Consider the following 18,061-nt stretch of genomic DNA (forward strand, 5'->3'; position numbering starts at 1 on the left):
GATGACGGTAGTATCTATCAGTCAGGCTGCTTGGGAGGTCCCGGCCTTCGCCGGGATGACGGTAGTATCTATCGGTCAGACTATTTGGGAGGTCCCGGCCTACGCCGGGATGACGGTAGTATCTATCAGTCAGGCTGTTTGGGAGGTCCCGGCCTGCGCCGGGATGACGGTAACTCTGTGAACGCCGTGATGACGGTAGGTTTGAATTTCGTCTCATTCCCAGCATACAAGGTCAAAAAAAACGCTGACCAGAACAACATGGTCTATTCTTTTTAATCTGTAATAGCAGGGCTTACATCAAAAGGTCTGAGATGAAATTATGGATTAAAATACTGTTGGGCTTGTTAGGAGCCTTACTCTTTATGGGTGGCTGGGCGGCAATGTTGGAGAAGGAGTTTACCGAAACCAGTAACACCGCTTATTTACAAAGCAGCGCCGTCTTATTTCAACAAGCAGGCATTGAACCGCAGTCCAAATTTGTGCAAACCCAGGGGCCCGTGCGCCGTGTCCATTACTATGAAATGGGGGAGGGGGAGCCTTTGATCCTCATCCATGGCGGAGGTGGCTATGCGTCGCAGTGGTTCCCTATCATGGAGTCACTGGCAAAATCTTATCATTTGTTTGTGGTCGATCGGCCGGGAAGCGGTTTAACAGACAAGTTTAACTATGATGGCGTAAATCTGACGAATCACGGGGCAGAATTCGTCCGTACTTTTATGGATGCGCTAAATTTGGACCGTGCTCACCTGGTTGGGCATTCTATGGGGGGCCTTTTCAGTGTGAATTTTGCTGATCGTTACCCTGAGCGGGTAAACAAGCTCGTGTTGATTGGCCATCCGGCAGGAGGCACCCTGGATATTCCACCACAGGTCATCATGATGGGCCTGCCGGGCGTGAATACACTACTGCTGAAGTTAATTGGAGAACCCACAATTGAGGGGAGCCGGGATTTCCATAACATGATGCTGGTTCATAATACGCAGCAGTTGTCGGATACATACTGGCAAAATGATGTAAATGCTCAGCTTATTCCCGGCAATGCGCGCTCATTCAATTCACTCATCGAAAACGTCGTGGAATTTGGTGGGTTCAAAGAAGAGTTTCTAATCCATAACGCGCTGTTCACTCTTCCTCATGACGTGACGTTTATTGTGGGTGATAAAGATATCTGGGACACCGTGGATAATGCCGAATACCTGGTGTCGAACATGAGCAATGCTGCTGTTCACGTAATTGACAACGCCAGCCATTTACCCTGGCTTGATGCACCGCAAGAAAGTGCGAACCTTATTTTAAAAGCGCTGGAATAGGTAATATTACTTCAATAGTGTGTGGGGCTTGCTATGCTGCCACATAAATAACAGGGTTTTCTGTGTACTCCCGCAGCGCAATAAAAAACGGCGCCAGAGGCGCCGTTCAGTGTCCGGGAAGACGGGTGTATCAGGCGTTGCCTATCTCAATGAGTTTTGGCTTTTTCGCCTCAGGTATGACTCGCTCCATATCGATATGCAGCAGGCCATTAGCCATATCTGCACCTACCACGTTCACGTGATCGCCAAGTTGGAACTTACGTTCAAAACTCTTTTCTGAAATCCCTTTATGCAGGAATTTGCGATCTTCCTTGTCAGTCTGGGGTTGTGGTTTACCGGCAACGGTCAGGGTGTTTTCCTGAACTTCAATGGTGACATCGTCCTGGCTAAAGCCAGCAATGGCCATTGTAATGCGGTATTTGTCCTCGGCCAGCAACTCAATGTTGTACGGAGGGTAGGCACTTTGTTTTTCGGTCCGGGTAGCTGCATCCACTAAGGATGCAAGGTGGTCAGAACCAATGAAAGAACGGTAAAGTGGAGACAGATCGATAGTACGCATAGTCATATCCTCAAAATTAAGCAATATGGTAAAAAAGGTGCCCCGATTCACGGCGGCGGTTGTGTCGACCTGATTCTTCAGCGCCGACACAACATATATAGGGCTGCGTAAACCCGTTTCAAGATACTTTTTGAAAAAATTTTAATTTATTTGCGACTTCACAACTTGGCCGGCCTTCATTACAAACTGAACGTTTTCCAGTTTGCTCATATCGTCCAGCGGGTTGCCGGGTACGGCGACCACATCGGCGAACTTGCCTTTTTGCAGGCTACCCAGCTGGTCTGCTTGTTTAAGTAGCGTGGCCGGGTTGATGGTGGCGGCCTGAATGGCCTGCATGGGCGTCATACCGAATTTCACCATGCGCGCAAACTGTTTGCCGTTATCGCCATGGGGGTACACACCGGCATCGGAGCCGAAGACCATGTTGACGCCGGCTTTAACGGCTTTTTCGAAGTTGTCACGCTGGCGCTGTCCTACCACCCGCTCTTTATTCAGGCTTTCCGCCAGGATCCCGGCTTCTTCGCCTTTTTCAAGAATGTATTCTGTGACGTAGATATCCATTGAGAAGTAGGTACCTTTTTCCAGCGCCAGTGCTATGGCTTCGTCGTCCAGCAAGCTTACATGTTCAACCGAATCCACTCCGGCACGAATAGCGTCTTTAATGCCGCTGGTACCGTGGGCATGGGTAGCTACCGTTAGTCCACGCAGGTGAGCTTCCTCAACCAGTGCCTGCATTTCTTCCAGAGTATATTGCTGAGCTCCCACTTTGGTGCCTTTCGACAATACACCACCGGTCGCACAGAATTTAATCACATTGGCGCCGTATTTGATGTTGCGACGCACCGCTTTACGCACTTCCCAGGGACCGTCGGCCACGCCATCACTGTAAGACTCATATTCAAATGGCAGCAGGTTACTGTCACAGTGTCCGCCTGTTACCCCCAATGAGGGGCCGGCAACAAACATTCTTGGCCCCATTACATCGCCGGCGTTGATGGCGTCGCGTAACGCTACGTCGGCAAAGCCTGGGGCACCAACATTACGTACCGTGGTAAAACCGGCCAGCAACGTGTCTTTGGCGTGCTTAACGCCCGTGATCGCGGCTCGGGGCAGGGAAACGGCCAGCCGCTTGTAGCCGTGTTTGCTGGCGTCGCTTGTCAGGTGAACGTGCATGTCCATAAAGCCCGGCATGAGTGTGGCATCACCCAGTGCAATGGTGTCAGCACCATCAGGCACGGTAATTTGCGAACGTTTCCCGGCATCCACAATGGTGTCGCCTTCGATAACTACTACCGCATCGCTTACCACGGTGCCATCATCAACATTTAACATTCTGTCTGCGGTTAACACCGTGGTCGTCGCTGAGGCACTGCCCGCCAGCCCGATAGCCAGCAACATCATAAGCACTTTCATAACTCATCCTTTGGTAAAGTTTTGCTTCACTTTACTGTATAAAGCGTTAATTGGAAGCGGGAGTGAGCAGTGACAGGGTAAGTGGGCGAGCGGATGAGATAAGTGCCGGGCGGGCAGGTATTAATGCTGTGAGCGTCGCTGGCGGGCCACCGCCAGACCGAGCAGTAACAGCGTCAGGCCGCCAGGCAGGAAGTCGCCGAAATAGTGATAAGGGGTCATACCCCGGGTGGTGGTAATGGGCGCAGTGATACTGCCCGCCTCAAATTGCGCCAGCTGGGAGATGGTCTGGCCCCGGTGATCCACAAAAGCGGTGATGCCATTATTGGTAGCGCGTACCAGCGGGCGGCCCATTTCAGCAGCCCGGGCGCGGGCGATTTGCAGGTGCTGGGCGGGGCCGTGGGAGCGGCCAAACCAGGCATCATTGCTCACAGTAATGATCATATCTGTGTTGTGATGTACGTTGGCCATGACCTGGCGGGGAAAAGCAATTTCGAAACAAATCGCCGGCGCCAGACGAATACCATTTGCCAGCAGGTTACGTTGCTGGAAGTCACCCCGCGAAAACGATGACATCGGCAGATCAAACAGCGGCGCCAGAGGGCGTAGTAAATCTTCAAACGGGACAAACTCGCCCACCGGGAGTAAATGGTGTTTAGCGTACCGGTTGTTATGAGAGTACTGATAGTGACCGGACTCATCACTTGAGTCGGCCTTGCCCAGCACCAGTAAACTGTTCCAGACTTCCTCTGATTCCCAGTTGTAGTTGACGATGCCGGTAATAAGGGCGGTATTTTCCTGCGCGGCGCGGGCATCCACCTCAGCCAGATAATCCAGTGCAAGATATTCCATTTTGGGAATCGCCGCTTCCGGCCAGATAATCAGATCGCTGTCCCACAGCCCCTCTGTCAGAGTGCGATACTTCTTCATAGTGGGCGCGTCCTGCTCCGGGATCCAGCGCAGCGACTGCTTAATGTTCCCCTGCACCATGGCAACCTGATAGGTTTTATGGGGCGTGACCCAGTTATGTTGTCCCGCCACCCAGCCACTGACATAGGCAATGGCAATGGCCAGTGAGGCCCGTAGCCAGCTTGCCCGGTCACTGGACACCGCTAATAATGCGGCCAGCGCGACCAGCAAGGCGGATACGCCGGTCTCACCGAGAATGGGAAACCAGCCCTGTAACGGACTGTCTAACTGACTGTAACCTATTGACAGCCACGGGAATCCGGTGAGTACCCAACTGCGCAGCCATTCACTGAGCATCCAGCATGCCGGCAACGCCAGCGGCCACAACCGGGCCGCGAAGAAGCGTTTGGTAAGGTAGAATGCCAGTGCAGGATATAGTGCCAGATAGCCGCACAATAACGCCATCAGGGCCACCGAGGCTATCAGCGGCAGGCCACCGAAGTCGGCAATACTCACATGCACCCAGCTGATCCCGGCGCCAAACCAGCCTAATCCAAACAGCCAGCCAGCTTTAAAGCCATTGCCGGGTAATTTGGCAAGCTGTCGCACGCCCAATGCCAGTGCGACCAGCGCCACCGGCCAGGCATAAAAAGGCGAGAATGCCAGCGTTAAGCTGGCACCACTGGCAATGAGCAGTAAACAGACGACCAGAGAGTTCAGCGCGTATTACTCCAGTGAGGGAACCGAAACCTTGAGCTGAACCAGCCGCCGTTTATCAGAATGGGTGATTTTAAACTGAATGTCACCAATGGTAATTTCGTCATTGGTGGCGGGCATATGCCCGAAAGCTTTGAGCACGATGCCGCCGATGGTGTCGGCTTCTTCTTCGCTGAAGCTGGTTTCAAAGAACGTGTTAAATTCTTCCACCGGGGTCAGCGCTTTTACCGAATAGGTATATTTGTTAAGCGGACGAATGTCGTCGGTACCATCTTCTTCAACATCGTATTCGTCTTCAATTTCACCGACGATAATTTCCAGAATATCTTCGATGGTGACCAGCCCGGAAACGCCGCCGTATTCGTCAACGACAATGGCCATGTGATAGCGCTGCTGACGAAACTCTTTCAGTAACACATCCACCCGTTTACTCTCGGGGACGATCACTGCCGGTCGCAGAACATCACGTAACTGAAATTCGCGTTCCGGATTAAACGCATAGCTGAGCAGATCTTTGGCCAGCAAAATACCTTCAATGTGATCTTTATCTTCGCTGATCACAGGAAAACGGGAGTGAGCAGACTCAAGCATTACCGGCAGAAACTCTTCTACCTTTTGCTCAATATCGATGGTGGTCATTTGTGCGCGGGGGATCATGATGTCGCGCACGCGCATGTCGTTTACGCCAATCACGCCTTCAATCATTTCACGTGTTTGGGGGTCAATTAACTCGCGCTGTTCGGCTTCGTTGATGACCTCTACCAGGTCTTGCTTGCTTTGCGGCTCGCCGGAGAATGACAGTTTTAATTTGTTAAACCAACTTTTTCCCTGGGAGCCGTTGGTAGAGTGGGGGTTGTCGTCGCTCATAGTGTCCGTTTTTTTAAATGTTCAGGGGTCAACTTAATGTTCCCGGTAAGGATCGTCAATGTCTAATTGTGACAAAATTTGTTTTTCCAACGCTTCCATGTGTTCGGCGTCTTCGTCGTTCTGATGGTCATAGCCCAGCAGATGCAGCATGCCATGCACAATCATGTGCGCGTAGTGGTGTGTTACCTGTTTTTGCTGTTGTTGCGCTTCGGCAACAATCACCGGTACACATACCACTAAATCGCCCAGCAGGTTAATCGGTACCTCGGGCGGGCATTCAAACGGGAAAGACAGCACATTAGTGGGCTTATCTTTTCCGCGATACTCGTGATTAAGGGTTTGCGATTCGTTTTCATCCACGAAGCGAACCGTCAGCTCTTTGTCAGACAATTGCTGTGCCTCTGCCACCGCCGAGACCCAGCACTCAACATCAGCCGGGCTGGGCAGGGTGGCATGGGCTTCATCGTCATGCTGGTAAGCTTGCTGGTAGTCAACCTCAATGGTCACGACTGGGTATCCTGGGACGCATCAGTGCCTTTGCTGTCAGGCGCTGACTGCTTGGCTTCGGCCTCACGTTTTGCTGCTTCTTTTTTAGCCGCGCGGGTTCGTTCCTGTTCGGCATCGTGATCTTCGTAAGCCTGAACAATGCGGGCAACCACGGGGTGGCGGACCACATCACCGGCTTTAAAGAAATTAAACGAAATGTCATTCACTTTGCTCAGCACATCAATGCTGTGACGTAACCCTGAGCGCACGCCTCTGGGCAGGTCTACCTGCGTGATATCCCCGGTTATAACGGCTTTCGAGTTGAAGCCTATCCGGGTGAGGAACATTTTCATCTGTTCGGTGGTGGTGTTCTGACTTTCATCTAGAATAATAAACGCATCATTGAGCGTGCGGCCCCGCATATAGGCCAGCGGTGCCACTTCAATGACGTTCCGTTCCATCAGCTTTTCCACTTTTTCGAAGCCCAGCATTTCAAACAGGGCATCGTATAAAGGACGCAGATAGGGGTCGACTTTCTGTGACAGATCGCCGGGCAGAAAGCCCAGCTTTTCGCCAGCTTCTACGGCTGGGCGGGTCAGCAGAATACGGCGTACATCCTGCCGTTCCAGGGCATCCACCGCACAGGCTACCGCCAGATAGGTCTTACCCGTACCCGCCGGGCCAATACCAAAGCTGATGTCATGATTGAGGATGTTGTCTACATACTGAGACTGGTTCGGGTTGCGCGGTTTGATAACGCCACGCTTGGTGCGAATATGGACTTCTTTGCCATAGTCACCCGCCTCAGCACGCTCCAGACAACGGGCTTCCTGAATAGCCAGGTGCACTTGCTCAGGCGCCAGGTCAGGAATAACGCCTTTTACTGGCTGGGTTTCAATGTACAACAGCTTGAGTAACTCTCCGGCCCCACTGGCTTGCAGCGGTTCGCCCAACACTTTGAAGGCGTTGTTGCGGTAGGTAATTTCCACGCCCAGACGACGTTCAATTTGCTTAATGTTGTCGTCGAACGGCCCACACAGGCTGGACAGTCGTTTATGATCTTCGGGTTCTAAAATAATGTCGTTGCTTACCAAAGTACTCAAGCTGCTGATATCCTCGCTTTTCTGAATGTCTTACGCTGTCGGTGTAAACTGGCCTACGCCCAATGCGTCAGGCTGCTCACCGGCATGCTTTGCTGTAATAGATTGGGGCGATACGGCTACACGCAACCCCATGTCTGCTTCACGTCTGACCACGTCGCCACGCAACGAATTACTGAATACGTCAGTAATGCGAACATCGACGAACTCGCCAATCATATCTGGTGTACCCTCAAAGTTTACTACCCGGTTATTCTCAGTACGGCCACTGAGCTCCATAGGATTCTTCTTGGACGGGCCTTCCACCAGAATGCGTTGTTCGGTGTTTACCATATTGCGGGCAATTCGCAATGCCTGCTGATTAATTCGCTGTTGCAGCAGATACAGACGCTGCTTTTTAGTTTCTTCACTTACATCATCTACGGCATCAGCAGCCGGCGTGCCGGGACGGGCGCTATAGATGAAGCTAAAGCTCAGGTCGTAATCTATGGCCTTAATCAGATCCATGGTGGCCTCAAAGTCGGCATCGGTTTCACCCGGGAAGCCGATAATAAAGTCACTGGACATGCTGATGTTCGGGCGCACCTTACGCAGACGGCGAATGGTTGATTTATATTCCAGCGCCGTATGGCCCCGCTTCATCAGGTTAAGAATACGATCCGAGCCGCTCTGTACCGGCAGATGCAGGTGGTCCACCAACTCAGGCACATTGGCATAGGCTTCAATAATATCGTTAGTAAATTCCACCGGGTGTGAGGTGGTGTAACGGATACGATCAATACCATCGATGCTGGCAACCAGCTCAAGCAGTTCCGCAAAGCGGCAAATGCCACCTTCAAACGTTTCACCCCGGTAGGCGTTCACATTCTGACCCAGCAGGTTTACTTCGCGAACACCTTGTTGCGCAAGCTGGGCAACTTCAAGCAGCACGTCGTCTACCGGACGGCTGACTTCTTCACCACGGGTGTAGGGCACCACACAGAAGCTGCAATACTTAGAGCAGCCTTCCATAATGGATACAAAGGCCGTAGGGCCTTCTGCACGTGGCTCTGGCAGGCGATCGAACTTCTCAATTTCAGGGAAGCTTACGTCAACCACTGATTTTTCACCGCCTTGCAGCTGATTAATCATTTCCGGTAAACGGTGCAGTGTCTGAGGTCCGAAAACCAGATCCACGAACGGCGCACGCTGACGAATCAGTTCACCTTCCTGTGAGGCCACGCAGCCGCCCACACCAATGATGAGGTCAGGCTTTGTCTGCTTGAAGTTTTTCCAGCGCCCAAGCTGATGAAACACTTTCTCCTGCGCTTTTTCGCGAATGGAGCAGGTGTTCAGCAGAATGACATCGGCTTCTTCCGGCGTTTCTGCCGCCGCGTAACCGTGCGTTGAATCCAGCAGGTCTGCCATTTTCTCCGAGTCGTACTCGTTCATTTGGCAGCCCCAGGTTTTGATATACAGCTTCTTGGTCATAACTACGTAAAAACCCGTGTTTGATCACCAGCGGTTGAGCATCCCGCGAAACCTGTTATCGTTAAGCGGAACGGGCACCTGAATGTGCGATAGCCTGATATGGCTGGTGGATGTTCAAAATAGCCGCACATTTTACCTTCTCTGACCCTCTTTGCCCAGCCTTGTTCATCGCCTTCCGTGAAATTTGTCGTAAGTGTAATGTTATGAAATCAGACCGGCGGAGTTAGCCTGCGGTATGGGGTAACGTGGCGTGTCGCCGGTGAAGCCGCCTTGGTGGTGACGCAGAGTAAACAATTTTACTGTCCGCCACGTAATCTCAGACAACAGCACGGCGGCCATAAACTCTGGCGGGGCATAGCATAACGGCGCCATTCTGATCATAATAGCGCCAGCAATGAGGAACTGATATGTATGATTTCTGTATAAATGGCGGCGGAATGGTCGGCGCCACGCTGGCGTTGGGGCTGGCCAGGCAGGGCTATCAGGTGGCCGTTATTGAGCCCGTGATGCCACCACCGTTTGAGGCCAGTGACGGCCCGGATTTGCGGGTTTCTGCAATCAGCGAGCACTCCGCAGATATTTTGCGTGCGCTGGGTGCCTGGGAAGCTATTGAAGCGATGCGCGTGCGCCCTTACGACACCTTGTCGGTGTGGGAAAACGACGGCAGCGAAACCGCCTTCACAGCGAACATGCTGGATATGCAGCAACTCGGGTATTTTGTTGAAAACCGGGTCCTGCAACTTGGTTGTCATGAGGTGTTACAGTCATTGGACAATGTGACCTGCTTTGTGGGTAATAAAGTTCGCCGTTTTGCTTTCCCTGTCGGCGGCGGCGCCATGGCAGGGCTGGTAGACGGTACCGAAGTGCAGGCACAATGGCTGGTGGGCGCAGATGGTGCGCAGTCGGTTGTTCGCAAAGCCGCGGAGATTGGTACTACGGGCTGGCAGTATGACCAACGGGCACTGGGCATGACGGTAAAAATGTCGTCACCGGCTACGCCCCATACCTGGCAGCGGTTTTACCCCAGCGGCCCCAGAGCGCTGTTACCCATGTACGATAATTATGCGTCGTTAGTGTGGTACGACAGCGCAGACCAGATCCAGGCACTGGCCCGGCTGGATAACGCTGCGCTTGCCGAAAAAGTGTCCGAAGCTTTCCCGTCGCGACTGACCGTCGACGGCACCACCTTTACCGTACTGGATAAGGCCGCTTTTCCGCTTACCCGTGCTCACGCTTCACGCTACGTCACGCCGTCGGTCATTCTGGTGGGGGATGCCGCTCATACGGTTAACCCGCTGGCGGGGCAGGGGGTGAATCTGGGCTTCCGTGATATCGAGTGTTTGCTCTCAGTGACCGCCGACCATCCTGATTTAACTTCGGCGGCGTTTTTCCGGGCGTTGCAAACACGCTACGAAAAACCGCGCCAGCGTGACAACCGATTAATGATGGCAGGGCTGGATAGCGTGTATGCCTTGTTTAGTAACGACCTTGGCCCCATTAAATGGGTAAGAAATCAGGTATTGGCGGTGACCGAGAAAGTGGTGCCGGCAAAACGTGAAGTAATGAAATATGCGCTAGGATTACATCAATGGAAGTTTTAATACTGTTAGCCGTGCTGTTCGCGGCACTGTTTATTGTAGTGCCGCTCATCGAGAAATCGAAAATGCGGATCAGCAACGAGGATGCGGCCAAATGGGCGAAGTGGATCTGGCCGCTGATGGGAATTTTATTAGTGGCTCAGCTTATTCGTCTGATGCTGGGCGGTTAAGCGCGGGCCAGTGTCCCTTCAGGTCCAGTAATAGCTTATCTATCAGCAGGTTGATGCGCGCGTCGCTGGCATACACGGCCAGTGTTCGCAGGCCGACAAACTGTTCCTGCAGCCAGTGAGCAATCAGGCTCTCATCACCTTTAATCATATTGTGGGGCGGCGCAGATAATGCCGCGACTACCTGCCCAAAGCCCTCATGCAACGCATCCATGCCATTCAGGATAGCCTGTTTGGCAGCCTCGCCCAGGTTGTCAAATTCTGCCAGCGATTTTACCAGCAGACACTGGCGCTTATAGCGTTTTTCACTGGCGCCGGTTACTTCCTCTACAAAGAAAGTCCGCAATGCCACTAACGGCTCTTGATGCTCACTCACTGCCTGCAACCTGGCCCGGCCATGTTCGGCATACTGATTAATCACCCGGGTAAATAAGCCTTCCTTGTTCTCAAAGCGAGCGTAAATACTGCCGGGGCGCATATCCAGTGCCTGTTGGATATCGCGCATACCCGCGCCCTGAAAGCCCTTTTTCCAGAATAGATCAGTGGCGCTATCTATGGCCCGTTGTTCGTTATATTTCATTTCGTACTACATTATGCGTGATTACTTGAACACATGTTCAATTATGACTTGAACAATTGTTCAAGTAAACCTAAGGTAGGTGTCCACGTTCGATAAGGAGAAAGAGATGACAGATTTTACGTTGCACTCAAAAGATTCCGCCCCTGCTGATGCGAAACCCTTGCTTGATAAATCGGAGCAGGCATTTGGCATGATCCCTAACCTGCATGCTGTAATGGCGGAAGCGCCAACGTTGCTGGACGGGTATCAGCAGCTGCACGAGCTGGCGCAAAAGACGTCGTTCAGTGCCGATGAGCTTACGGTGGTGTGGCAAACGATAAACGTTGAGCATGCATGTCACTATTGCGTGCCTGCCCATACCGCCATCGCTAAAAATATGGGCGTGGATGACGCCTTAATTGAGGCGTTACGCAACGATGAGACGCTATCCGATGACAAACTCAATGCCCTTAAAGAAATGACGCTGGCGGTTACCCGTGGCCGCGGTAATGTCGACGATGAACAGGTATCGGCGTTTTTTGAGGCAGGCTACGGCAAACAACAGCTTCTGGAAATTGTACTAGTGCTGTCTCAGAAAGTAATGAGCAACTATGTTAACCACTTTGCGGAAACGCCGGTAGACGAACCGTTCAAGCCATTCGCATGGGAAGCCAAGTAAGCTTCAGTCAGTTCGGTGAGATAAGAAAAAGGAGTGCGTTGCACTCCTTTTTTGTATTACCAAATACCGTCTTCAGACTTACCCTGAATCGTGCAGTCACCGGTTTTATATTCCGGCCGCTCACCGTTATCGTGTTTGGTGAAGTAGTCTTTACTCAACGACACAATGGTGGGTGTAAGCCAGATGATGGCAACGATATTGATAACTGTCATCAGACCCAGCGCCATGTCTGCCATGGCCCATACGTCGGGTAATGCGGCCTGGGCGCCCCAGAAAATCATAGCCAGGTAGCCAATGGTGTAGGCTGCCCGTCCGGGTCGGTTATCCAGCCGGAACATGTGCAGGTTACTTTCCCCATACGCATAATTGGCCACCACCGAAGTAAAGGCAAACAGACAGATAGCCGCGGCCACAAAGTCGGTGCCGCCAGTCCCCAGATGCTGACTCATGGCCGACTGGGTTAGCTGGATCCCCTGCATTTGATCGGAGCTGGAGCCGCCGGCAAGCAGAATAATGAAGGCGGTGGAGGTACACAGGATCATGGTGTCTAAGAATACGCCGAGCATTTGCACATAGCCCTGCGACACCGGATGGTTAGGATTGGGCGCGGCACTGGCTGCAGCATGGGGGACTGACCCTGAACCTGCTTCGTTGGAATACAGACCGCGCTGAATACCATTTTTGATGGCCGCGCCCAGTGCTCCGGCGCCGGCTTCCTGAAGTCCAAATGCATGACTGATAATATCCCAGAGTAACGCGGGCACAGCGGCATAGTTCATAAATGTAATGCCCAACGCTACCAGCACATATCCAATGCCCATAAACGGCACCACGTATTCAGCAAAACGGGCGATTCCGCGCAAGCCGCCAACAACAATCAGGGCCGCCAGCACAATAATGCCCACACCAGACCAGGCGTCAGGGATTTGATAGGCATTATTCAGGGCATCTGTAATAGTATTGGCCTGCACGGCGCTGAAAACAAAGCCGTAGCCCAAAAACAGGCACAGTGAGAACAGGATTGCCAGCCAGGTTTTATTCAGCCCCTGCTTGATGTAATAGGCCGGACCACCACGGAACTCGCCGTTCTCATCACGGACTTTATAAAGCTGTCCCAGGACACTTTCTGCGAACCCGGTGGCCATCCCTAACAGGGCAATCATCCACATCCAGAAAATAGCGCCAGAGCCGCCCAGAGAGATTGCAACGGCAACCCCCGCCAGGTTACCTGTCCCAACCCGGGCAGATAAGCTGGTACACAGCGCCTGAAATGAACTTATCCCTTCCCGGGTGGCAGTTTTACTGCCCCGCAGCAGGGTAAACATGTGCCCGAAGTGACGTAACTGCACGCCGCGCAGGCGTACGGTAAACCACACCCCGCACACAATCAGCATCACTATTAATACCTGACCATCGCCCCACAACACGTTATTGACGGCTGAAACTACATCGTTAACCAAAGCGGATCCTTGTTGTTATCGTTAAAAAGCCAATAATATCAACAGGCATAGTATCACGCTGATAGCCGTATGGAAGTCTATCCTGCCGCAAGTATACGGTACTCATCGTGAACCTGATTTTCTTCAGCATCACACAGAAGCGGGCAGGGGGGAAGCAGCAATATGCAGCCACTTTCATCATTCTAGTGCCTGAATGATATTGAGAACGCCACTTGGCATGCGCGAATGACGCTGTTTACCAGCGCACAACTTACCGGTTTGCAGTAAGGAAAGTGTAAGCGCTGGTTGCGTGGTAAGTACTCGACACATTGCCGGATGAACCACGAGAGAAAGCCAGTTTTGAGGTAGGTGAGAGCAGAGTGGTTCACTTGCAGATAGCGCACGTGAAATAACAGGGCAATGGCTGCTATGAAGAAAGTATAAAGGGTAAACTGCAGACACAAAAAAACCGGTCAGGGACCGGTTTTTCATATATGGCTGGGGTAGCAGGACTCGAACCTACGAATGGCGGGATCAAAACCCGCTGCCTTACCAACTTGGCTATACCCCAAGAGGCAACCGCGCAGCGTTGCGCAATTACTTAGAAAAAGTGGCTGGGGTAGCAGGACTCGAACCTACGAATGGCGGGATCAAAACCCGCTGCCTTACCAACTTGGCTATACCCCAACGGTGGTGCGGAAGGAGAGACTTGAACTCTCACGCCGTGAAGCACTGGAACCTAAATCCAGCGTGTCTACCAATTCCACCACTTCCGCATGGCTTTCACACAATAAAAAACCCATTAACTGGGTTGTGTGAAATGGTGGCTACGGCGAGATTCGAACTTGCGACCCCATCATTATGAGTGATGTGCTCTAACCAACTGAGCTACGTAGCCTCCGGTTTTTCTCTTCCCTCTCAGGAAGTGGCGCGTATTATGCGGATATGAGGTAACACCGTCAACCCCTTTTTTAGCACAAATTTTTAAGTGGCTATTAAGTAACCCGCAAGGGCTAAAATATACACTTTTTGTTGGCTAAACAGCCAGAATGGGCACTACTTTTTTGAAATTTCTTCGACACCGGGCTGGTAATAGCACACATCTATTGTCCGCGGCGTAAGGGATTTATCGTGAAAAAAAGCGTTTTCCAGGGTGCGCGCTGAATTAATTTTGCGCTGGTAACCCGGATGAGATGCTTTTTGCACACGAAACTGACGTTGTTGATCCACCGGCACGGTGTCGCCCATGCGCACCGACAAAATCTTACTGGCGTCAGTTGGGGAGGTAATCACCCCGCCATTAATGGTGTTTCCTCTGGGTAGCGCCTGCAGATGTGCCATGCCATCCAATACCTTGCCTATCACTGACATATTCTTATCGAGGTGTCGGGGAGCCTGGCCAATGACCACATAAAACTCTGTGGTGGCTGTATCCGGCTCATTATCACGGGCAAACGCTACTGCGCCCGGGCAGTGTATTAGCCACTGACTATCAGCTTGTTTGTCGATGGCAGCAGGTACCCCCCGGATAAACCCTGTTTCTGGCGCGTGTGGCGCGTCTGTTTCTACCGAGACAAAGTCCTCAGCCACCGGTGATTTCACAAACTCTGCTTTTAATGGCGTGGCCAGGTCGAAGGTTTGTTGCTCTGTATTGCTGCCGGCCTGGGCGACGAAACCTTCAATTACCCGGTAAAAGTAACGGTTATCATAAAAACCGCTGTTTACCAGATCTACAAAACGTTGTTTGTGTAGCGGCGCTACGGCGTCTGACAACATTATGACCACATCGCCGGTGTGGGTTTGTAAATAGACCAGGTCCTTTTGCTTGGGGAGATACCAGTCTGCATTGTCAGGTGCCTGTTCGGCCACAGCTGACAAGGAGACTAACAGCGGGAATAGTACCGAAAAAAACACTCGGGTGATGGGCATGAATTCATCCTGATATTATTGTTGGTTGTCCGTAGAGTCATTTGGCGGGGCATAGGGACGCTTACGCAGTAATCCGCATGAAGTGAGGCTCACCGGATCGTAGCGCGGCTCTGCATTGCGTTTCGCGGCCAGATGCTCACAAAAATCCACCACGTTGTTCGATTGCTCGATGGCCGCCCGTCGGTATGCACGTGCCTGAGCTTCCTGTCTGCGTTGCCAAAAACGTCTTATCCATTGCAGCATAACCGTAGCACCGTTTAAGTCACATAATTATATTTTTGGCGCAAGCGCTTGCGCAGTCAAGGCGTCAACGAATTAAAAAAGTGTAGGGTTCGGACATAAAAAAAGCCCCGTGCACAGGCAGCGGGGCTTTCGGTGTTTAGCGTTACCGTTAGACGTTAAAGCGGAAGTGAATAACGTCACCGTCTTTAACGATGTAGTCTTTCCCTTCCAGACGCCATTTGCCGGCGTCTTTGGCACCCTGTTCGCCATTGTATTCCACGTAATCGTCGTAGCTTACAATTTCAGCGCGGATAAAGCCCTTTTCGAAATCGGTATGTATTTTACCGGCAGCTTGCGGAGCTGTAGAGCCTTCCGGATACGTCCAGGCGCGCACCTCTTTTACCCCTGCGGTGAAATAGGTTTGCAGGGTCAGCAGGTTATAGCCGGCGCGGATCACACGATTTAAGCCTGGTTCTTCCAAGCCCATGTCCTGCATGAATTCTTCACGCTCGTCATCGTCCAGCTCGGCGATCTCTGACTCGATAGCGGCACATACCGCCACCACAACCGCGTTCTCACCTTCGGCGATGGTCCGAACTTCATCAAGATAAGGGTTATTCTCGAATCCCTCTTCGTTGACGTTGGCAATGTACATGGTGGGCTTGAGTGTCAGCATGTTCATGTAGCTGATGGCCGCCAGTTCTTCTTTCGACAGCTCCAGGGCGCGTAACAGCTTGCCTTCATCCAGGTGCGGTTTAATTTTTTCCAGCACTTTAAGCTCGAACTTGGCGTCGGCGTCGCCACCTTTTGCCCGCTTACCGACACGGATAAGGGCTTTCTCGGTGGTTTCGAGGTCAGACAGGGCCAACTCGGTGTTGATCACGTCAATGTCGTCTTGTGGGCTGACTTTGCCGGCAACGTGCACGATGTTGTCGTTATCGAAACACCGCACCACGTGACCAATCGCGTCAGTTTCGCGGATGTTGGCCAGGAATTTGTTGCCCAGGCCTTCGCCTTTGGAGGCGCCTTCAACCAGACCGGCAATGTCCACAAATTCCATGGTGGTGGGGATCACGCGCTGAGGATTTACAATGGCTGCCAGTTTGTCCAGGCGCAAATCGGGCACCGGTACTACGCCAGTGTTTGGTTCGATAGTACAAAACGGGAAGTTGGCCGCTTCAATGCCAGCTTTGGTTAACGCATTAAAAAGCGTCGATTTACCGACATTCGGCAGGCCGACAATACCACATTTAAAACCCATATCGATGGACCCTTGTATGCTGTGTGCTGAAAATCAGGCCTCGGCTTTAAAAGCGTGCAGCCGGTTTTGTGCTTGCTTGAGGTCATGGTTAAACAGTAGTTCAGTGCATCGTACGGCTTCGTCGATAGCACTATCAATGGCCTGTTTTTCATTCGCGGCTGGTTTACCCAGCACATGACCGGTCACTTTGCTTTTATGACCCGGATGTCCGATGCCTATTCGCAAGCGCAGAAAATCTTTGTTGTTACCCATGCTCGACACAATATCACGCACACCGTTCTGACTTGAGCTTCCGCCCATTTTGAATTTGGCCACGCCGGGTGGTAAATCCAGTTCGTCAAAAGCCACCAGAATTTGTTCAGGTGCAATGCGATAAAAGTTTGCCATGGCTGCCACAGACTGACCGCTTTTATTCATAAAAGTCGTGGGTGACAACAGGCGTACGTCCTGACCGGCAAGCGTGATGCGTGCGGTTTTACCAAAAAACTTACTTTCTGGCTTAAGCGGAGTGTGGAAAGTGTCGGCTAGCTGGTTGAGAAACCATTCGCCGGCATTGTGTCGGGTGGGGGCATATTCGGGGCCTGGATTACCCAGGCCCACGATAAGACGAATATCAGCCAAGCTGATTATTCCTCAGTACCTTCACCTTCTTCGCCTTCAGCAGACGCTTCTGAATCTTCATCAGCTGCTGGCGCTTTAGGAGCTTTCTTAACAGTAACTACTGCAAGGTCGTGCGTTTCGTCATCTTTTGCCAGTTCTACAGACGAGATGCCTGCAGGCAGAGTGATGTCTGACAGGTGAACGGTTTGACCCATTTCTACGTCAGTCATGTCTACTTCAATGTACTCTGGCAGATCTTTAGGCAGACACGTGATTTCGATCTCGTTCACGTGGTGCTCAGCAATACCGCCGTCGTTTTTGATTGGCGCACACTTGTCTTCGTTAATGAAGTGCAGTGGTACGTTAGTGTGAAGTTCTTCACCGGCAATTACACGCTGAAAATCAATGTGCATGATTTTTGGCTTGTACGGGTGACGTTGCATGTCTTTAACCAGCGCTTCTACTTTCTCACCTTCAATGTTCAGAGTAAGAACGTGTGAGTAGAATGCTTCGTAATCAGCAGAGTTGTTGATCTTGTTGTGATCGAAAGTCAGTGCAACAGGGGCGTCTTCGCCACCGTAAAGGATACCAGGTACTTTGTCTTCACGACGCAGGCGGCGGCTCGCACCTTTCCCTGTGTCTTTGCGGACAGAGGCATCCAACAGATAAATTGATCCAGCCATGGACTGTCTCCAAAAGTAAATAAGTTAAAATTTGTGAATATTCGCGACCAAATATTCACGTGTACACCGCAATTAGCGGGTCCCGAAATTCAAGGG

At 51.8% G+C, this 18,061-nt stretch carries 19 protein-coding genes and 4 tRNA genes; 4 read left to right on the forward strand and 19 right to left on the reverse strand.

Translation table 11 applies throughout. The features are described from left to right. Nucleotides 1-311 precede the first annotated feature (311 nt). Nucleotides 312-1,310 (forward strand): alpha/beta fold hydrolase, encoded by a 999-nt coding sequence (locus OCL06_RS04260; RefSeq protein ID WP_262992513.1) that lies wholly within the window; start codon nucleotides 312-314, stop codon nucleotides 1,308-1,310. A gap of 130 nt (nucleotides 1,311-1,440) precedes the next feature. Here OCL06_RS04260 and OCL06_RS04265 read toward each other — a convergent pair whose 3' ends face one another. The 8 genes from OCL06_RS04265 to OCL06_RS04300 all read right to left on the reverse strand — a co-directional run bounded on the left by OCL06_RS04265 (nucleotide 1,441) and on the right by OCL06_RS04300 (nucleotide 9,209). After that, nucleotides 1,441-1,869, reverse strand: a complete 429-nt coding sequence (locus tag OCL06_RS04265; protein ID WP_262992514.1) for an Hsp20 family protein — start codon at nucleotides 1,867-1,869, stop codon at nucleotides 1,441-1,443. A gap of 141 nt (nucleotides 1,870-2,010) precedes the next feature. Next, nucleotides 2,011-3,282: a Xaa-Pro dipeptidase gene (locus OCL06_RS04270; RefSeq protein ID WP_262992515.1), complete on the reverse strand. Its 1,272-nt coding sequence runs from the start codon at nucleotides 3,280-3,282 to the stop codon at nucleotides 2,011-2,013. A 120-nt stretch (nucleotides 3,283-3,402) separates the two neighbouring features. Continuing rightward, nucleotides 3,403-4,899, reverse strand: coding sequence for an apolipoprotein N-acyltransferase (lnt, locus tag OCL06_RS04275; protein ID WP_373318454.1), 1,497 nt, complete (start codon nucleotides 4,897-4,899; stop codon nucleotides 3,403-3,405). Nucleotides 4,900-4,914: 15 nt separating this feature from the next. Continuing rightward, nucleotides 4,915-5,772, reverse strand: coding sequence for a CNNM family magnesium/cobalt transport protein CorC (gene corC, locus OCL06_RS04280; protein ID WP_262992516.1), 858 nt, complete (start codon nucleotides 5,770-5,772; stop codon nucleotides 4,915-4,917). A gap of 33 nt (nucleotides 5,773-5,805) precedes the next feature. Further along, the gene (ybeY, locus tag OCL06_RS04285; RefSeq protein WP_262992517.1) at nucleotides 5,806-6,279 is read right to left on the reverse strand and encodes an rRNA maturation RNase YbeY; all 474 of its coding nucleotides are present in this window, start codon (nucleotides 6,277-6,279) and stop codon (nucleotides 5,806-5,808) included. Continuing rightward, nucleotides 6,276-7,361 (reverse strand): PhoH family protein, encoded by a 1,086-nt coding sequence (locus OCL06_RS04290; RefSeq protein WP_262992518.1) that lies wholly within the window; start codon nucleotides 7,359-7,361, stop codon nucleotides 6,276-6,278. Before OCL06_RS04290 ends, ybeY begins: the two co-directional genes overlap by 4 nt. 30 nt (nucleotides 7,362-7,391) lie before the next feature. Further along, complete coding sequence (gene miaB / locus OCL06_RS04295; protein WP_262992519.1) at nucleotides 7,392-8,828, reverse strand: tRNA (N6-isopentenyl adenosine(37)-C2)-methylthiotransferase MiaB; 1,437 nt, start codon at nucleotides 8,826-8,828, stop codon at nucleotides 7,392-7,394. Nucleotides 8,829-9,029: 201 nt separating this feature from the next. After that, on the reverse strand, nucleotides 9,030-9,209 hold the full coding sequence (locus OCL06_RS04300; protein WP_262992520.1) for a hypothetical protein: 180 nt from the start codon (nucleotides 9,207-9,209) through the stop codon (nucleotides 9,030-9,032). A 26-nt stretch (nucleotides 9,210-9,235) separates the two neighbouring features. On the opposite strand from OCL06_RS04300, the gene OCL06_RS04305 reads away from it, so the two are divergent. Both OCL06_RS04305 and OCL06_RS04310 read left to right on the forward strand, forming a co-directional pair. Further along, nucleotides 9,236-10,429: an FAD-dependent monooxygenase gene (locus tag OCL06_RS04305; protein WP_262992521.1), complete on the forward strand. Its 1,194-nt coding sequence runs from the start codon at nucleotides 9,236-9,238 to the stop codon at nucleotides 10,427-10,429. Beyond that, entirely contained in the window at nucleotides 10,417-10,596 is a 180-nt protein-coding gene (locus OCL06_RS04310; protein ID WP_262992522.1) for a hypothetical protein, read from the forward strand. Before OCL06_RS04305 ends, OCL06_RS04310 begins: the two co-directional genes overlap by 13 nt. Here OCL06_RS04310 and OCL06_RS04315 read toward each other — a convergent pair. Further along, nucleotides 10,571-11,173, reverse strand: coding sequence for a TetR/AcrR family transcriptional regulator (locus tag OCL06_RS04315; RefSeq protein WP_262992523.1), 603 nt, complete (start codon nucleotides 11,171-11,173; stop codon nucleotides 10,571-10,573). The two genes, OCL06_RS04310 and OCL06_RS04315, sit on opposite strands and share 26 nt — an antisense overlap. 106 nt (nucleotides 11,174-11,279) lie before the next feature. On the opposite strand from OCL06_RS04315, the gene OCL06_RS04320 reads away from it, so the two are divergent. Further along, nucleotides 11,280-11,831, forward strand: coding sequence for a carboxymuconolactone decarboxylase family protein (locus tag OCL06_RS04320; protein WP_262992524.1), 552 nt, complete (start codon nucleotides 11,280-11,282; stop codon nucleotides 11,829-11,831). 56 nt (nucleotides 11,832-11,887) lie between these two features. Here the strand turns inward: OCL06_RS04320 and OCL06_RS04325 are convergent, their stop codons facing one another. From OCL06_RS04325 to OCL06_RS04370, 10 genes are all read right to left on the reverse strand, one after another. Beyond that, nucleotides 11,888-13,291, reverse strand: coding sequence for an alanine/glycine:cation symporter family protein (locus OCL06_RS04325; protein ID WP_262992525.1), 1,404 nt, complete (start codon nucleotides 13,289-13,291; stop codon nucleotides 11,888-11,890). Nucleotides 13,292-13,765: 474 nt separating this feature from the next. Beyond that, nucleotides 13,766-13,841: transfer RNA gene (locus tag OCL06_RS04330), tRNA-Gln, on the reverse strand. A 40-nt stretch (nucleotides 13,842-13,881) separates the two neighbouring features. After that, a tRNA-Gln gene (locus OCL06_RS04335) sits at nucleotides 13,882-13,957 on the reverse strand. Nucleotides 13,958-13,961: 4 nt separating this feature from the next. After that, nucleotides 13,962-14,046: transfer RNA gene (locus OCL06_RS04340), tRNA-Leu, on the reverse strand. 45 nt (nucleotides 14,047-14,091) lie between these two features. Further along, nucleotides 14,092-14,168, reverse strand: a tRNA-Met gene (locus OCL06_RS04345). A 158-nt stretch (nucleotides 14,169-14,326) separates the two neighbouring features. Next, nucleotides 14,327-15,199, reverse strand: a complete 873-nt coding sequence (locus tag OCL06_RS04350) for a peptidylprolyl isomerase (RefSeq protein WP_262992526.1) — start codon at nucleotides 15,197-15,199, stop codon at nucleotides 14,327-14,329. A gap of 15 nt (nucleotides 15,200-15,214) precedes the next feature. After that, nucleotides 15,215-15,442: a hypothetical protein gene (locus OCL06_RS04355; protein ID WP_262992527.1), complete on the reverse strand. Its 228-nt coding sequence runs from the start codon at nucleotides 15,440-15,442 to the stop codon at nucleotides 15,215-15,217. Between the two features lie 148 nt (nucleotides 15,443-15,590). Continuing rightward, nucleotides 15,591-16,682 (reverse strand): redox-regulated ATPase YchF, encoded by a 1,092-nt coding sequence (gene ychF, locus OCL06_RS04360; protein WP_262992528.1) that lies wholly within the window; start codon nucleotides 16,680-16,682, stop codon nucleotides 15,591-15,593. Nucleotides 16,683-16,715: 33 nt separating this feature from the next. Next, nucleotides 16,716-17,303 carry an aminoacyl-tRNA hydrolase gene (pth, locus tag OCL06_RS04365; RefSeq protein ID WP_262992529.1) on the reverse strand — a complete coding sequence of 196 codons (588 nt, stop codon included), beginning with the start codon at nucleotides 17,301-17,303 and terminating at the stop codon, nucleotides 16,716-16,718. Between the two features lie 5 nt (nucleotides 17,304-17,308). Further along, nucleotides 17,309-17,965, reverse strand: coding sequence for a 50S ribosomal protein L25/general stress protein Ctc (locus OCL06_RS04370; RefSeq protein ID WP_262992530.1), 657 nt, complete (start codon nucleotides 17,963-17,965; stop codon nucleotides 17,309-17,311). Between the last annotated feature and the right edge of the window lie 96 nt (nucleotides 17,966-18,061).

It is taken from the genome of Alteromonas salexigens (assembly GCF_025628895.1).
In the GTDB taxonomy this organism is placed as follows: domain Bacteria; phylum Pseudomonadota; class Gammaproteobacteria; order Enterobacterales; family Alteromonadaceae; genus Alteromonas; species Alteromonas salexigens.

Coding starts and splice junctions, on each gene's coding strand:
- OCL06_RS04260 (WP_262992513.1), top strand. CDS start 312: ATGAAATTATGGATTAAAATACTGTTGGGCTTGTTAGGAGCCTTACTC.
- OCL06_RS04265 (WP_262992514.1), bottom strand. CDS start 1,869: ATGCGTACTATCGATCTGTCTCCACTTTACCGTTCTTTCATTGGTTCT.
- OCL06_RS04270 (WP_262992515.1), bottom strand. CDS start 3,282: ATGAAAGTGCTTATGATGTTGCTGGCTATCGGGCTGGCGGGCAGTGCC.
- corC (WP_262992516.1), bottom strand. CDS start 5,772: ATGAGCGACGACAACCCCCACTCTACCAACGGCTCCCAGGGAAAAAGT.
- miaB (WP_262992519.1), bottom strand. CDS start 8,828: ATGACCAAGAAGCTGTATATCAAAACCTGGGGCTGCCAAATGAACGAG.
- OCL06_RS04300 (WP_262992520.1), bottom strand. CDS start 9,209: ATGATCAGAATGGCGCCGTTATGCTATGCCCCGCCAGAGTTTATGGCC.
- OCL06_RS04305 (WP_262992521.1), top strand. CDS start 9,236: ATGTATGATTTCTGTATAAATGGCGGCGGAATGGTCGGCGCCACGCTG.
- OCL06_RS04310 (WP_262992522.1), top strand. CDS start 10,417: ATGGAAGTTTTAATACTGTTAGCCGTGCTGTTCGCGGCACTGTTTATT.
- OCL06_RS04315 (WP_262992523.1), bottom strand. CDS start 11,173: ATGAAATATAACGAACAACGGGCCATAGATAGCGCCACTGATCTATTC.
- OCL06_RS04320 (WP_262992524.1), top strand. CDS start 11,280: ATGACAGATTTTACGTTGCACTCAAAAGATTCCGCCCCTGCTGATGCG.
- OCL06_RS04350 (WP_262992526.1), bottom strand. CDS start 15,199: ATGCCCATCACCCGAGTGTTTTTTTCGGTACTATTCCCGCTGTTAGTC.
- OCL06_RS04355 (WP_262992527.1), bottom strand. CDS start 15,442: ATGCTGCAATGGATAAGACGTTTTTGGCAACGCAGACAGGAAGCTCAG.
- ychF (WP_262992528.1), bottom strand. CDS start 16,682: ATGGGTTTTAAATGTGGTATTGTCGGCCTGCCGAATGTCGGTAAATCG.
- OCL06_RS04370 (WP_262992530.1), bottom strand. CDS start 17,965: ATGGCTGGATCAATTTATCTGTTGGATGCCTCTGTCCGCAAAGACACA.